General features: G+C 64.9%; 13 protein-coding genes. 1 reads left to right on the top strand and 12 read right to left on the bottom strand.

Going from position 1 to position 14,687, the window contains the following annotated elements; all coding sequences use genetic code 11:
• Window positions 1-35: 35 nt before the first annotated feature.
• On the top strand, window positions 36-368 hold the full coding sequence (locus JST30_10250) for a DUF2892 domain-containing protein (protein MBS1714703.1): 333 nt from the start codon (window positions 36-38) through the stop codon (window positions 366-368).
• Window positions 369-430: 62 nt separating this feature from the next.
• On the opposite strand, the gene ftsZ is transcribed toward JST30_10250, so the two are convergent.
• From ftsZ to JST30_10190, 12 genes are read right to left on the bottom strand one after another with little or no spacing between them, the layout of a single operon-like run.
• Window positions 431-1,642, bottom strand: coding sequence for a cell division protein FtsZ (ftsZ, locus tag JST30_10245; GenBank protein ID MBS1714702.1), 1,212 nt, complete (start codon window positions 1,640-1,642; stop codon window positions 431-433).
• Window positions 1,639-2,886 carry a cell division protein FtsA gene (gene ftsA, locus JST30_10240; GenBank protein ID MBS1714701.1) on the bottom strand — a complete coding sequence of 416 codons (1,248 nt, stop codon included), beginning with the start codon at window positions 2,884-2,886 and terminating at the stop codon, window positions 1,639-1,641. Before ftsA ends, ftsZ begins: the two co-directional genes overlap by 4 nt.
• Window positions 2,883-3,317 carry a small basic family protein gene (locus JST30_10235; protein MBS1714700.1) on the bottom strand — a complete coding sequence of 145 codons (435 nt, stop codon included), beginning with the start codon at window positions 3,315-3,317 and terminating at the stop codon, window positions 2,883-2,885. Before JST30_10235 ends, ftsA begins: the two co-directional genes overlap by 4 nt.
• Window positions 3,317-4,075 carry a DUF881 domain-containing protein gene (locus JST30_10230; GenBank protein ID MBS1714699.1) on the bottom strand — a complete coding sequence of 253 codons (759 nt, stop codon included), beginning with the start codon at window positions 4,073-4,075 and terminating at the stop codon, window positions 3,317-3,319. The genes JST30_10235 and JST30_10230 overlap by 1 nt, the downstream gene beginning before the upstream one ends.
• An 11-nt stretch (window positions 4,076-4,086) precedes the next feature.
• A complete protein-coding gene (locus JST30_10225) occupies window positions 4,087-4,803 on the bottom strand; it encodes a hypothetical protein (GenBank protein MBS1714698.1) in 717 nt (238 codons plus the stop codon).
• Complete coding sequence (gene murC, locus JST30_10220; GenBank protein MBS1714697.1) at window positions 4,775-7,171, bottom strand: UDP-N-acetylmuramate--L-alanine ligase; 2,397 nt, start codon at window positions 7,169-7,171, stop codon at window positions 4,775-4,777. Before murC ends, JST30_10225 begins: the two co-directional genes overlap by 29 nt.
• Entirely contained in the window at window positions 7,168-8,277 is a 1,110-nt protein-coding gene (gene murG, locus JST30_10215) for an undecaprenyldiphospho-muramoylpentapeptide beta-N-acetylglucosaminyltransferase (GenBank protein MBS1714696.1), read from the bottom strand. The genes murC and murG overlap by 4 nt, the downstream gene beginning before the upstream one ends.
• On the bottom strand, window positions 8,222-9,433 hold the full coding sequence (locus JST30_10210) for an FtsW/RodA/SpoVE family cell cycle protein (GenBank protein ID MBS1714695.1): 1,212 nt from the start codon (window positions 9,431-9,433) through the stop codon (window positions 8,222-8,224). Before JST30_10210 ends, murG begins: the two co-directional genes overlap by 56 nt.
• A 43-nt stretch (window positions 9,434-9,476) precedes the next feature.
• Window positions 9,477-10,862: a UDP-N-acetylmuramoyl-L-alanine--D-glutamate ligase gene (gene murD, locus JST30_10205; GenBank protein MBS1714694.1), complete on the bottom strand. Its 1,386-nt coding sequence runs from the start codon at window positions 10,860-10,862 to the stop codon at window positions 9,477-9,479.
• Entirely contained in the window at window positions 10,859-11,830 is a 972-nt protein-coding gene (locus tag JST30_10200) for a hypothetical protein (protein ID MBS1714693.1), read from the bottom strand. The genes murD and JST30_10200 overlap by 4 nt, the downstream gene beginning before the upstream one ends.
• Complete coding sequence (gene murF / locus JST30_10195) at window positions 11,820-13,187, bottom strand: UDP-N-acetylmuramoyl-tripeptide--D-alanyl-D-alanine ligase (protein MBS1714692.1); 1,368 nt, start codon at window positions 13,185-13,187, stop codon at window positions 11,820-11,822. Before murF ends, JST30_10200 begins: the two co-directional genes overlap by 11 nt.
• Window positions 13,184-14,686, bottom strand: coding sequence for a UDP-N-acetylmuramoyl-L-alanyl-D-glutamate--2,6-diaminopimelate ligase (locus JST30_10190; GenBank protein MBS1714691.1), 1,503 nt, complete (start codon window positions 14,684-14,686; stop codon window positions 13,184-13,186). The genes murF and JST30_10190 overlap by 4 nt, the downstream gene beginning before the upstream one ends.
• Window position 14,687: the final 1 nt, after the last annotated feature.

Here is a 14,687-nt window from a genome sequence, read left to right as displayed (position 1 = left end):
CCGTCAGAGTCACGATTCCCGGCGAAACGATTCAATTGGGGACCTGGACCGGGGCCAATGGCCGCTCTGTCGCTTCGGCCGGAATCGGATTCGGCCCTCGTGGCCTCTCTCTCGACATGCAGACCGTGACACCGCTCTCTGTCGACTCACCGACCATCGCCCGACCGTCCCGAAGGATCGAGCGGCAGACCCACTTCGTCGCGGGACTCTTGCTCGTGACGTCCGTCGTGCTAGCGGCGTCCGTCGACCCAAGATGGTCGTTCCTCGCTTTGTTGCCGGCTTTCGGAATGTTCCTGGACGCCGCGACCGGGTTCTGCCCGATGTCCGCTTTTTTGAGGCACATGCCTTGGAACCGGGAACGACCCTGAAACAGGGAACGACCCTGGCGCCAAGTGCGCCAGGGTCGTCATGAGCGTCAGAGAGCGCGGACTTAGCCGTCTCGCCGTTGACGGTGTTCGCGCAAAAACGCCGGAATGTCGATCTCGCCCTCGTCGTAAAGGTTCTCGTCCGGCGTCGACGCTTCTCTGAGCCCGGCCTGTGCCCTCTCCCAAATTTCTCGAGGAGAGATGCGCTTATCGGTGAACACCTGCCGTTCGGCCTGTCGGACCGGCTCGGTCGCTACCGTTGATTCCGGCACGACGGGCTCGGTGTCCTCGATTTCGGCGACCACGCGCTCCCGGGTCACCGGAAGGGGCCGATAGGCGTTCGGCGCGAACCCTGTCGCGAGGACCGAGATCCGGACCTCGCCGTCGAGCATCGGGTCGACGACCGTGCCGAAATAGATGTTCGCTTCCTCTTCGTCGCAGAGCGAATGGATGTACGCCATCGCTTCGGTGACCTCGCTCAGCGTGAGGTCTTCGCTCGAAGTGACGTTGACGAGGAGCCCGCGGGCTCCATGGATCGTCTGCTCGAGCAACTTCGACGACGTGGCCATTTGAGCGGCCTGAAGCGCGCGTTGGTCGCCGATGCCGTAACCGATGCCCATGAGGGCCGGGCCGGCGTTGGACATGACCGCTTTGACGTCGGCAAAGTCCACGTTGATCTGGCCAGGGACCGTGATGATGTCCGAAATGCCTTGGACGCCCTGTCGGAGCACGTCGTCCGCGATGCGGAACGCGTCGAGAAGCGTCGTCTTGCGTTCGGCGACGTCCATCAGTCGGTCGTTCGGGATCGTGATGAGCGTGTCGACGCGGCCCGTGAGAGAGGTGACTCCCTGTTCGGCCAACCGGTGCCGCTTCGGCCCTTCGAAGACGAACGGTTTCGTGACGATGGCGATCGTCAGAGCACCGAGCTCGCGGGCCAAGTCGGCCACGACCGGAGCCGCTCCCGTCCCCGTACCGCCGCCCATTCCGGCCGTGATAAAGACCATGTCGGCGCCTTCGAGCACCTTGCGGATGTCGTTCTTGCTCTCTTCGGCGCTGGCCTTCCCGGTTTCGGGGTCGCCGCCCGCACCGAGCCCCCGGGTCAGGTTCGTGCCGATCTGGACCTTCTTCGAGGCGTTCGACCGGTCCAGGACTTGGACGTCCGAGTTCATCGCGATGAACTCGACACCTTGGATTCCGGCCTCGACCATGCGGTTGACCGCGTTCGAACCGCCGCCCCCTACGCCGATGACCTTGATGACTGCGCCGCTCGTGCTCATTTTCCGAGTGTCTCCTGTCCCTTCCGGTTGAAGGGGTTTTTCAATGTCCGGATCTTGTCCTTCCAGTTCGCGAACCCCGAGACGGGGGCGAACTCCTGGTCGTCGCTCTCCAAACAGTACTTTGCGAGTCCGACGGCCGTGCTCATCGTCGGCACGTCCAACGTCCTCGCGTTCGGGCCCGCGACCTTCGGCGAACCGTTCTGGACGCGCGATCCGAGCGCGTCCGAAAAGAGCGCCGCCGTCCCTGGCAAGAGGCTTCCACCGCCGGTGACCGTCACACCGCCGCGGAGCGAACCTGCCAGCCCGCTCGCTTCGATCTGCCGCACCGCGAGACCCACGATCTCGCGCATACGGCTTTCCACGATCTCACAGAGTACCCGACGCTGCATGGGCCTCGGTTCCGGTTGATCGGTCTGCTGCACCTGGACACGCTCGTTTTCGGGCACGTCCCGACTCGAAGCCGACCCATATGTGGTCTTCAGGCGCTCGGCTTCATCTAGTGAAACTTTCAGGAGCGCGGCTAGGTCGGTGGTCACGTGGTGGGCCCCCACGGGGATGCTCGCGAGGTGGGCGACGGCCCCGCCCGAGAAGACTGCGACGTCGGTCGTCCCTCCCCCGACGTCGATGACGGCGCACCCCTCTTCCATCGTGTCCGCCGTCGCGACCCCAAGCCCGCTCGCGAGCGGTTGCGGCACCATCTCGAGCACCTTTCGGCCCGAAAGGGTCACGGCACGGTCAACAAGGTCGATCAGCGACGACTGCCCCGTGACGAGGTGGGTCACGACTTCAAGGCGGCCACCGGACATCCCGATCGGTCGCTGGACGCCGCGTTGCCCGTCGACACGGAACTCGCGGGGGACGGCCATGATCTGCTCGCGGTCGCTCGGCATCACGATCTGGCGGCTATGGTTGATCACGGCAAGCACGTCGTCGCGACGGACGGGGCGCGTATTGGGATAGATCGGGACGAACCCTTGGGCGTTCACGCTCTGTAGGTGGGCCCCGGCGACACTGACGGCGATCTCGTCCACCGACCGGCCGACCGACTTTTCGACCCGTGACACGGCTTCGTCGATCGCGGCCGACGTCTCGTCGATGTCCAGGACGATCCCCTTCCGGACGCCACGGCAGCCCACTTGCGACCAAGCTTCGGCCCGGACCTCACCGGACTCCGTCTGGACAGCGGCCAGACACACCACCTTGGTCGACCCGAGGTCGACGACGATTGCCTCCTTGTTGTTCATGTCGTCACGGTCTGTTGGACCTTCGCATCAGATTCGGCGTCGGACTCGGCCTGCATCTGCTTCGCTTCGGCGTCCAACCGCCTGCGCTCCCGCGCGTCGTGCCATTTTGTCAGCAAATGTCGGCGGATGAGGCTGAGGTTCGTGAAGATTCTTGTGCCCATGACCAAGATCGCCGCCAGATAGACGTTCACGCCGATCTTGTCGCCGAACCAAGCGAGGAAGTACGCGATCAAGACGTTCGCCACGAAACCCGTCACAAAAACGTCCGTCCGGAACTTCCCTTCGATCGAACTCCGTACGCCGCCTAAGACCGTGTCCAGACCCGCGACGACCCCCGCGGCCAGGTAGACCGACAGTTCAGGAGGCAACGACGCTCTGAACAGGAAGCCGAGCGCCAGGCCGATCAACAGCGCGACGACGGGGATCAGGATCACTTGGTGTCACCTGAGACCTGGGCGACTTTGAACGTCGTCGGACCCGAATAGCCGGGCAGGCGCATCTTTTGGACCGGGTCGACTTCGACCATCTTCGGGTCCGTCCTGCGGATCTCGTCCAGGATCCCTCCTGGAAGGTTGATCGCCCCGAACAGAGTGTCCGAGTCACCGATCGCTCGAACGACGACGGGCGAGGCGATCTTGTACTCGTCCACGAGGATCGTCGTGCCGACGCAGCGGAAGTTCGTCAAGGGCCCGACCCGGCGGTTGTTCACGGAAATGGCTTCGGCGCCCGCGTTCTTGAGCTCGTTCACGACCCTCAGGACGTCCGTGTCGTGGATGATCTCGCCGATGCTGGCGATCTCGTCGGGGAGCTGAGACTTGACGTCTTTGAGCGTCACGGAAACGCCCGGCCCTTCGACCGGGGTCAAGGACGCGTACAGCTTGTACTCCTGCAGCGATTCGTTCAGCGACTTGCTCGCGCTGCTGTTCTGAGCGACGGCGTTCTGGAGCTTCGAGTTTTCGGAGCGGAGCTTGCTGACCTCTTCGCGCAACCGCTCGTTGTCCTCGCTCAAGTCGAGCTTGCCTGCGGCATAGCGGAGCTTCTGCTCCTCAGAGAGGCGGGCGACCCGGCTCGTCCGGTCTTGGTTTCCGATCCAAGCGAGCGACGTGATCAAGCCGAAGACGAACGTCATGACGCTCAACGGCAGCACCCATTGGTTTTCGGACCTCTTCCTGATAAAAGGATTGACCAATCGCCTTTCCCTTAGCGGCCGAGGATCATCGGCGCGTCGGGTGCGGTCAAGTTCACTTGCTTTGCGGTTCCAAGAAGACCGGGCCTCTCATCGAGCAGTTCTTTCAACTTTCCGATCTTGCGCGGCAAATGCTCTGACGAACCCAACACGATCTCCGTGCCGCTAGCTTGTAAGGATAGTACGCCGCGCGTCCCCAGTTCAACCTTCCAGTCAACATTGGGGATTTGTGCGGGCAAGTCCCGACAGACTTCGGCCACCGCCGTGGATTCCCAGGAGCCCGACAAAGCAGGTCGGATTCCGCCGTAGCCGTCCGGCAACTTGAGTTCCGGCAACCCTTTGGACACCGAACACGGGAACAACACGCCGCCGCCGTCCAGGCAAGACCCGCCGCCTTCCAAGACCGCGACCGGCGTGCGCGTCGTCACGCGAACGACGGCGCGTCCGAACATGTTCGGCGTGAACGAACACGCCAGCACGCCCCTGTCGGCCGACAGACGGCTACGAAGGAGCGTGCCGTCGACCCTGGCGACGGGCACCCCGCGCAACGTCTGAAGGACTTCGGTCGTGCGTTCCCGGTCGTAATCGGCGACCCCGACCGCGCGGACTTTCTGGACCGCGGTCAACGGGCTCAGGGCCAAACCTAAGACGATGTTCACGGCGAACGCCGCCCACAGCCACGGTCCCGGCTCGAGCCGGACCTTACGCGCCTTTTTTCGCCGCGCGGGCAAGGGCGTCCTCCACCATCCAAGCGCACAGTGCTCCGAAGTCCGTTCCGGCCGCTTGGGCCGAATTCGGGACGAGGCTCGTCGCCGTCATGCCGGGGAGCGTGTTGGTCTCCAGGCAGACAGTCCGGTCTCCGGTCACGATCATGTCGGTCCGCGAACACCCTTCACAGCCGAGGGCGCGATGGGCGCGAACGGCGAAACGCTGGGCTTCCGCCGTCTGCTCCGGCGACAAGCGGGCGGGGCAGATCTCGGTCGTCGCTCCAGGCGTGTACTTGCTTTCGAAGTCGTACGCGCCGCTCGCCGGAACGATCTCCACGACGGGCAAAGCCGTGTCCCCAAGGACGGGCACACTGATCTCGACTCCGCGGAGCCACTCTTCGACCAGGACGTCGTCGCCGAACCTGCGAGCCTTGATCACGGCGGCCTCCAGACCGCGCTCGTCGTCGACGAACGACAGACCGACCGTCGAGCCTTGGGCGTTCGGTTTGACGACCCACCCCGTACGGGACTCGGGCCAAGCCAAAGCGTCACCGACACGGAGCAAGACCCCTCGCGGGCACGGAAGGCCTTCGGCCTCGTAGACCGTCTTGGTCAAGCGCTTGTCCATCGCGACGGCACTGGCTTGGACGCCGCTTCCCGTGTACGGAAGATGGAGGAGTTCGAGGAGCCCTTGGACGGCGCCGTCTTCAGCGTTCGTCCCGTGCACGGTCAGGAAACAGACGTCCGGTCGACGGTCGAGGAGCCCGGACAGGTCGCCTTTGGACAAGAGGGCTTCGCTCGCGTCGAAAAGCCAGGCGTCGTAGCCTCTCGCTTCCAAAGCCGCCTGCACGGCCCGTCCGCTCAGGATCGACACTTCACGCTCGGCACTGTCACCGCCGAAGAGGACGGCGACTTTGGCTGCCCGGTCGAAAGGCGTCCCGCGTTTCACCTCTTCGATGAACGCTGGCGCGAACTCGGAGATGTTGCCGGCACCCATCCCGACCACGACGTCACCGGCCCGGACCAGGCCGGCTACCTTTCGGGGCAAAAGGTGGCGTTGAGGGACATAGACGCACGGCTTCTCGACCAACTCCGCGATCCGGAAACTGCTGACACCGGCGATCGGGGCCTCTCGCGCCGGATAGATGTCCGTCAGGACGACGAGGTCGGCGCCGTCGAGCGCGTGGGCGAACTCAGGGATCAGCGGCTCGGTGCGCGAATAAAGATGGGGCTGATAGACGATGACCAGCCGTCCCGACTTCACGTACCGCTCTCTCACCGCCTGGAGGCTGGCAACGATTTCGGTGGGGTGGTGGGCGTAGTCGTCGATGACGGTGACGTCGCCTTCATGGAGGACTTGAAGGCGACGCTCGGCGCCGGCGTAGCTTTGGATCCCTTGAATCGCTGCTTCCCGGTCCGCACCGGCGTGTTCGCAAGCGGTAAGCGCTCCAAGAGCGTTGAGGGCGTTGTGCCGGCCCGCCATGCGCAGCGCTCCCGTCCAATCTGGCGAGGGCTGCAACCCTTGCGCCCGGCGGATGAACTTTTCCAGAAGGCGGAACGCAAGGCCACCTGACCGACGTTCCTCGTCAGTGAGTTCATTCATGCGGTCGCGGAACCCGTAAGCGAGGGTTTCGCGGCCGTTCGGACACGCTCCGTCGAAATCCTCGCTGCGAAACTCGTAGGCGCCGTCGTCATCGGAGCACCAGACGAAGGCACCGTCCTCTGGAACCCTGCAGGCGAAGTCCAGGAGCGTCTTCTTCAAACCCTCCCAACTCCCGTGAAAGTCCACGTGATCGAGTTCGAGGTTGGTCAAGACGGCGATGTAAGGGTCGAAGTCTCGCAGCGAGTCGTATGCTTCACACGCTTCGATCACGGCCCATTCGCTTGTCCCTTCGACGATCGCGCCGCCGAATTCGGGGACCTCGGCCCCGACGACGATCGTCGGGTCGAGACCGGCCGCACGCAGGCCCGCCCCGATCATGCCCGTGGTCGTCGTCTTACCGTGCGTGCCCGTGACGGCAATGGTCTTCTTCCCTTCGAGCAGCCAGCCCAGGACTTGAGACCGCCGGTAGAGCGGGCAGTCCAACTCCTTCGCGGCGCGGACCTCTGGCGAGGCCTTCAGATCGATCGCATCGGTCAGGACGATCGCGTCCCCCATCGAGACGAAGTCGCCGCTGTGTCCGATCCAGACCTCGGTCCCTTCGGCGCGAAGCTCTTCGATCAACGGCGACGGCGTCGAGTCTGTGCCTTTCACGTTGAATCCCCGGTGGCGCAACATACGGGCGATCCCGCTCATGCCCGCTCCGCCGATCCCCACGAGGAAGAACGACTTCGACGCATGCAGGGTCGCCCGCGGGGCGAACTCGGTCTCGATCTCGCGCTTCGTCCTCATGCGACGAAGGCCTCCTTCCTCACGGACTGGCCTATCAGGCCCAGGATCCGTTCGAGAGCGTCCGGGGCGTCCCAATCGGCCATCGATCTTTCTGCCGCGCGGACACGGTCATGGTCGTTCAGCCACGCGTGGATGCGCGGTTCGAGCGTGCTCGCCGATAGACCCTCCTGGGACAAGACTTCGGCGGCCCCGATCTTTTCGAACTCTCGCGCGTTCAGTGTCTGGTGGTCGCGGAAGGCGGAGGGGTAGGGCACGAGGATCGCGGGCTTCCGGAACGCGGCCAGTTCGCAAAGCGTCCCCGCTCCCGAACGGCAGACGGCGAGCGAACACGAGAACATCGCGGTCGCCATCTCTTCGGCGTCCAGATACGCCTTGATCGCGTAGTCAGAGCGGACGGCCAGTTTGCGCAACGAGGAGTCGGTCGACTCGAAGTGCGACAGACCCGTCACGTGAAGCCACTGGACCTCTGTGGACGCCATGCGGACGGCCGTCGCCAGGGCCACGTCGTTGAGCGCCGTCGAACCCTGCGACCCGCCCATGACGAGAACGATAGGAGCCGCCTTTTCCAGAGAATGGGTTAAAGGGAGACGGCCTTGGGCCGAGTCTCGGAGTTCCCTCCGGATCGGCATGCCCGTCCGGACGACCCGACATCCCGGGAACCACGTCGCAGCGGAGTCGAACACGGTCGCGACGGCCTCGGCGTTCCGGCCGAGCAACTGGTTCGTCCGGCCTGGCACCGTGTTCTGTTCGTGGAGGACGTAGGGGACCCCCAACTTGCGTGCTGCGTTGACGACCGGAGCGCTCGCGTAACCGCCCGTCGAGAAGACCGCGTCAGGACGACGGTCCCTCAAAACCTTGACAGCGGACGACGTCGCCTTGAGGAGGTTTAAGACGGAACGCAGGCCCCTCGAAGAGAACGGTCTGTAGACCGGGCCGCTCGGAAAGCCTTCGAACGCGATCCCGGCTTTGCGGCACTGCTCTCCTTCGATGCCCCTTAACGAACCCAAGTACGCGACGTCCCAGCCTCGCGACACCGCTCCGTGGGCCGTTTCAAGCGCGGGAAAAACGTGTCCGCCCGTGCCACCGCCTGTCACGATCAGTCTCATCGGCGGAAACCTCCTTTTCTGTCCGGCTCAACACCGATTGGCAGACTCCGAGTGCCATCCATAAGGCCAATAGGCTCGAACCGCCTGCGCTGACGAACGGCATCGGGACCCCGATCGGAGGGGCGAAGCCGTTGGCCATCACGACGTTCGTACACGACTGGACGCCGATCCACGCCGCCGTCCCGCCGAGCACCAATTTACCGAACCGGTCCTGTGCGTTCCGGGCCAGATAGAACAGCCTCCACGTCAGGCCTCCCATCACCGCGAGGACGACGAGCATTCCGACCAGCCCCGTCTCTTCCGCGATCGTCGTCCCGATGAAATCGGTCGTGGGGGCAGGCAACGTGTGCTTCGCCCGGCCCTCGCCGAGGCCGACGCCCAGCCAGCTCCCTTCCGCCATCGACGCTTCGCTCTGGGTCGTCTGATAGCCGATCCCCTCGATGTTCTCGGCGCTCCATCGGTCGCCGTGGTGGAGGATCCGTTCCATTCGGTACGGCTCCTTGATGACGAGCACACCGACGAGCACCGTCGTCACAAGCCCGAGCGTGACCAAAGAGCCACGGCTGACTCCGCCGATCACGAGCATCACGCCTGCGACCACGGCGATCACCATGGCCGTCGCCAGATCGGGTTCGAAGACGACGAGCGCGGCCGGGACGGCGACCAGGAGCAAGGGCCACGATCGTCCGATGCGCGGGATCCAGACCCAGTCCAACCTCTCCGCCCAATGCCGGGGCGGGCGCGGAGGCTTGGCCGCGGGTTTACGGAAGGCGAGCACGGAGGCGAGGACCAGGATCACGGCGATCTTCGCGAACTCCGCGGGCTGGACCGTCATCACCTTGAGGTCGATCCACCGCGTCGCGCCGTTGATCTCGGTCCCGATCAGTTTGACCAGGACGAGCCCGACGAGCGTGACGGTGTAGACGACCCAGGCCAATGTCCTCCACTCTTTGGCCCGGACGATCCAGCACAGACCTGCGCCGATCAAGGCTCCGACCGTGGACACGACCTGGCTCCGGAACTCGCGGGGGACCACCATTCCGTCCGCTGCCGCACGCGCATATCCGGCGTCATAAATCGCCAAAAGTCCGATGAACGTGGCCGCACAGGCGAGCCACGTCAGGACGGGATCCATTCGTTTCGTCTTCGTCATCATCAAGGTCCTCCGTGACCTCTTTTGTTCTATACAAGTTTTCGAACTAGGCTTGCACTTTGTGTAACCAGTCCCTGGCCATCGTGCGGAACGCGTCACCGCGCTCCTTAAAATTGGCATATGGCTCGGCGCTGGCGCAACCCGGGGCCAGGATCACCGTGTCGCCTGTCGCCGCCTGACCGACCGCCGCCTCGAACGCCCGCTCCATGTCGGGGTAGTGCGGCCAGGACGAACCGAGCATCGCGTTCATCTTGTCCGGATCCGGCCCGAAGAGGCAAACGCGGTGCGGCGTCGACCTAAGATAGTCACCGACCGGGGCGAAATCCAAGTTCTTCGTGACGCCTCCCATCAGGATGTGCAGGCGGCCCTTAAGGCTCCGACAGCTCGCCACGACCGCCGCCGGGTTCGTGCACATCGAGTTGTTGACCAGCGTCACTCCGTCGCGGTCTCCGAGCCGCTCCATCCGGTTGGCAAGCCCTTTGAAGGCGCGTAGCGCTTCGAACGTCCCTTCGTCCGGTTCGGTCACCGAAGCCGCCATTTCCCATGCGGCCATGGCGTTCGTCACGTTGTGCTCGCCGAACAGGGGCAAGTCATCGAGGTGGGCATCGAAGCCGCTAAACCGTAGCCGGTCGCCGTCACGGAACGTGTGCCCGCTTCCCTGTCGTCCACCGGAAGGGCTAAAGCCCACGGTCCGGACCCCGGCGGGAACGGCCGCCTGGATCACCGGTTCCGGAAGTGACGGCTCGTCGAGGTTTGCGACGACCGAGTCTCCGTCGCCCATCGCAGCGAACAGTCGCAACTTGGTCTGAAAGTAATCGTCGAACGACTTGTAGCGGTCCATGTGGTCCGGGGTGACGTTCGTGACCGTCGCGACCCGGGGCCGGAAGTGAGAGGTCCATTCCAGTTGATAGCTGCTGATCTCGGCTACCAGCACGTCGTCCTGGTCCGCATTCAGGGCGGCCTCGGTCAACGTGCGCTCCGGATAACCGCTCCCAGCGATGTTCCCGCAAAGGACGGCCCGACGGCCCGAGCCGACGAGCAACGACCACAACATGACGGTCGTCGTGCTCTTTCCGTTGGTCCCTGTGATCCCGAGGATCGGCGCCCTTGCGATGCGGGAGGCGAACTCCACCTCACTCCAGACCTCGCGGCCCGCCGTAAGCATGTCGCGGATCGCGGGGTGCTCGCGCGGGAAGCCCGGCGAGACGGCGAGCAGGTCGAACTCGTCAGGGTCGAGTCGGCCGTGCCAACCCGTGACGGCGTCGATCCCGGCCGCGTCCAGGGCGTCGACCGCGCGCATGACTCCAGGGTTGTCGTTCGGCTTCTGATCGAACACGACCGCCCGCCCGCCCAACGAGGTGACCGCCTTGCCCAGGGCCAGGCCGCTCACGCCCATTCCTGCGACAGCGACCGTCCGTCTTTCGAACCTCAAGACGACATCCCCCAGACGAAGAGCCCGAGCGCGACCATCGATCCGACGAACTGGGTCAGGACGAACAGGGCCACGACCCGGGTTTCGGGCCATCCCGCAGCCTGGAAACCGTGATGGACGGGCGTCTTGAACGGAAACAGGCGTTTCCCCTTCCGGAGCTTCGCCGATGCCACCTGGAGCGGTCCGGGCACGATCTCGACGAGCAGGACGATCAGTAAAGGAAGGGTCAGGAGCACGGGCTTCCAATCGGGCGCCGCCGGCACGCGGAACAACGTCGCCTGCAAGTATGCGAGCCCAAGAAGCGCTCCGATCGGAAGCGAGCCGACGTCGCCCATGAACACTTTCGCAGGTGGTGCGTTCAAGACCAGAAACGGCACAAAGGCACAAGCAAGCGCGATCATTCCTGCGGTCAAGGTCCGGTCGACCCCGGTTCCGGGCACGAGGCTCAAGACGGCGATCGACAGGGCAAGGACGACGCCGATCCCGCCCGCAAGTCCGTCCATGCCGTCGGCGAAATTGAACCCGTTCGCGAAAAAGAGCACGACGAACGCCGTGACACCGATGATCCACGGAGGGCTGCCTGGCGCCAAAGCCCACAGCACGAGGAACGGTACGACCTGCATCGCCAGCTTCGGCATCCAGCCGAGGCCGCGCTTGCCAGGCATCATCTTTGGGACCACATAGTCGTCCAAGAACCCGATCAGCCCGTACCACGCGACAAGCACGACGGCGAAGAGGTGCACCGGCTGGACGGCCATGAGCGCGGTGAGGATGCCGACGATGACGATGATGCCTCCCATCGTCGGAGTGCCTTGCTTCCCGGAATGTTCCGGAACGAATTCGCTGACCGTCTGTCTGCTGCCGGTCTTCAAGAGCGCCTGGTACGTGAGCGGGGCCGCGATGGCGGCTCCGACGAGCCCGACGCCGCCGGCGACGACCACGTCGCGCACGAACGGGTCAAGCGCCATCGGCACCGTCCTCGAGCGCCCGTTCTAATCCGAGGGCGCGGCTCCCTTTCACGAGGGCGACGTCGCCCGGCCGAAGCGATCCGAGAAAGCGGCGCACGTGGCCGATATCGAGGGCCTCGTCTTGTTCGACCTGGTCCGCAGGATAACCCGCCATGGTCGCCTCGTCCGCGATGTAACCCGTCGGCCCGCCCGTCAAGAAAACGTAGTCGATCGACGAGTTCGCCAGCGCCTTACCGACCATCCGGTGCCCGCTCTCTGTGAAGTCGCCAAGCTCCTTCATCTCTCCGAGCACGGCCACGCGGCGTCCTTCGCAAGGCACTTCGTCGATGGTCTGGATCGCAGCGACCGTACTGTCGGGGCTGGCGTTGTACGTATCCAGGATGACCGTGACCCCGTCCTTCTCGCGGACCTGGAGCCGCAAGGGCGGGAGTTCGGTCCTGGCGAGGGCTTCGGCCGCCTGGTCGACGGGGACGCCGACACTGTGGGCCGCGAGCACGGCCGCAGCCGCGTTTTGGGCCTGGTGCCGGCCGACCGCCGGCACGTGCGCGTCTGCGACCTTTCCGTCGAGCGAAAGCCGGACGACGCAACTGTCCCAGGAAACGGCCCGATAACCTAAGATCCGGCACTCGGCTTCGACCGAAAAGCCGAAGGACCGGACCGGTGCGGCCGACCTCTCGCAGAGGTCGGGCCAAAAGTCGTCTTCGCGCCACACGACGGCGACGCCGTCAGCGGGCAGGGCCTCGAGGAGCTCGGCCTTGGCGAGCATGATCCCTTCCCGCGTGCCCACCTTTTCGACGTGCGCCGTCCCAATGACCGTGACGACGCCGACGTCTGGCCGCGTGAACTTGGCCAAGTGGGCGATCTGACCGGGCCCGCGCATCGCCATCTCGATGACCGCCGACTTCTGGCCTGCAGCGTCGGCCCAGACCAAAGGGGACGTGTACTCCGTGTTGCGGTTCGCCGGACTCTTGAGGACGGGGCCGAGCGGCGTAAGGGCCGCTGCCGTCATCTCCTTGGTCGTCGTCTTACCGTTGCTGCCCGTCACGGCGACGACCGGGCTTTCAAAGTCGGCCCGGCACGACCCAGCGAACCGCGCAAGAGCTTCGACGAGGTCGTCGACGAGCACGTGAGGGCCCTCGATCGGCCGTTCGACCATTGCGGCCGTCGCCCCTCTCTCGATCGCGTCGAGGGCAAAGTCGTGACCGTCTTGCCGCTCTCCCTTGATGGCCAAGAAAAGGTCGCCGAGCCCTGCTTCCCGATTGTCGAGGGCGAACCCAGTGATCAGCCGAAACGGTTCACAGCCCACGAGCCGCCCCCCACACTTTTGAGCGAACGATCCGATCAACAGAGGCTTCAAGCTTCCACCGCCGATCGGCCCTTCAGGGCCTCCGCCGCCATCTCCTGGTCGCTCATATGGACCTTCTCCCGACCGATGATCTGATAGTCCTCGTGCCCCTTACCGGCGATCACGACGACGTCCCCAGGTTCGGCAATCCGTACGGCGCGTTCGATAGCGGCGCGACGGTCGGTGACGCGCTCCCAGCGGGCCCCGTTCTTGATCCCAGGCACGATCTCGTCGATGATCGCTTCAGGGTCTTCCGTCCGAGGGTTGTCACTCGTCACGACGGTCACGTCGGAGAGGGACGACGCGGCCGCGGCCATTTTGGGCCGCTTCGTCCTGTCCCGGTCGCCCCCGCAACCGAACACGGTCACGATCTGGCGTGGCCGAAGCTCGCGCACCGACCGAAGCAGGTTGTCCAATGCGTCAGGCGTGTGGGCGTAGTCGACGAGGACGCCGATCCCTTGACCGTTCGGGACCGGCTCGAAACGGCCCGGAACGGGCGACACCGTCGCGAGGGCTTCCAAGGCCTCTTCCGCCTCGTACCCCAAAGCGGTCAGGGCCGCGAGGGCGGACGTCGCGTTCTCGACGTTGTAATGTCCGCCGAATTTGAGCCGCTTCGACGGCCCGCCCTCGACGGCGAGCGTCAGGCCGTCGACTTGGACGTCCTGTCCCTCGGTCCGGATCATCGCGTCGGCGCTGCCGAACGTGAACACCGGGCAGGCCAAGTCCGGGATCCACGACGCGCCGGTGGCGTCACCGATGTTGACGCAGGCCGCGAATTCCTTGGACGAGGCGGCGGCGTACTCCGTGAACAACAGTTTCTTCGCCGCGGCGTACGACTCCATCGACTCATGGAAGTCCAAGTGGTCTTGCGTCAGGTTCGTGAAGACGCCGACGTCGAACGACACTCCGGCCAACCTTCGCTGGTAAAGGGCGTGGGACGAGGCTTCCAAGACGACCGCCTCGCACCCCGACTCGCGGGCCTCTTCGAGCAGCCGCCACGTTTCGACCGGGAACGGTGTCGTGTTCTCTAGCGGCCTCATCGCTCCCGTGGTCTGGAACCCGAGGGTGCCCAGATAGGCGGCTTGGGCCCCGAGGTCGACAAGGGCGTTGCGCACCATCCAAGCCGTCGTCGTCTTCCCGTTCGTTCCGGTCACGCCGACGACGGTCGTTTCCAACGTAGGGTCGTCGAACGCGCTCCGGCACAGCCGACCGACTGCGAAGTGGAACGCTTGACCTTCGTTCGCGATCCCGACGACGGCTAGTCCGAGGCCTTGTGCCGTCGCGACCGCGTCCGGTGAGTGGACGACACAGGCGACTGCGCCGGCTTCGGCGGCTGCCGGAAGGAACGCGTGAGTGTCCTGACGGGCGCTCGGCATGCAGACGAAGAGCGAGTCCGGGCGGACGTCCCGCGAGTCCGCCGTCACCCACCGGACGGTCGGATCGCTGCCCCAATCGGTCGAACAACGCACGGCAGCGCCGTCGACGATTTCGGAGAGTCTCTTCGGCTTCACG

It is taken from the genome of Armatimonadota bacterium (assembly GCA_018268395.1).
In the GTDB taxonomy this organism is placed as follows: Bacteria; Armatimonadota; Fimbriimonadia; order Fimbriimonadales; family Fimbriimonadaceae; genus JAEURO01.
Note: the sequence above shows the minus strand (reverse complement) of the source record. Positions and strands in the feature narration are given on the sequence as shown.

Coding starts and splice junctions, on each gene's coding strand:
- ftsA (MBS1714701.1), bottom strand. CDS start 2,886: ATGAACAACAAGGAGGCAATCGTCGTCGACCTCGGGTCGACCAAGGTG.
- murC (MBS1714697.1), bottom strand. CDS start 7,171: ATGAGGACGAAGCGCGAGATCGAGACCGAGTTCGCCCCGCGGGCGACC.
- murG (MBS1714696.1), bottom strand. CDS start 8,277: ATGAGACTGATCGTGACAGGCGGTGGCACGGGCGGACACGTTTTTCCC.
- JST30_10210 (MBS1714695.1), bottom strand. CDS start 9,433: ATGATGACGAAGACGAAACGAATGGATCCCGTCCTGACGTGGCTCGCC.
- JST30_10200 (MBS1714693.1), bottom strand. CDS start 11,830: ATGGCGCTTGACCCGTTCGTGCGCGACGTGGTCGTCGCCGGCGGCGTC.
- ftsZ (MBS1714702.1), bottom strand. CDS start 1,642: ATGAGCACGAGCGGCGCAGTCATCAAGGTCATCGGCGTAGGGGGCGGC.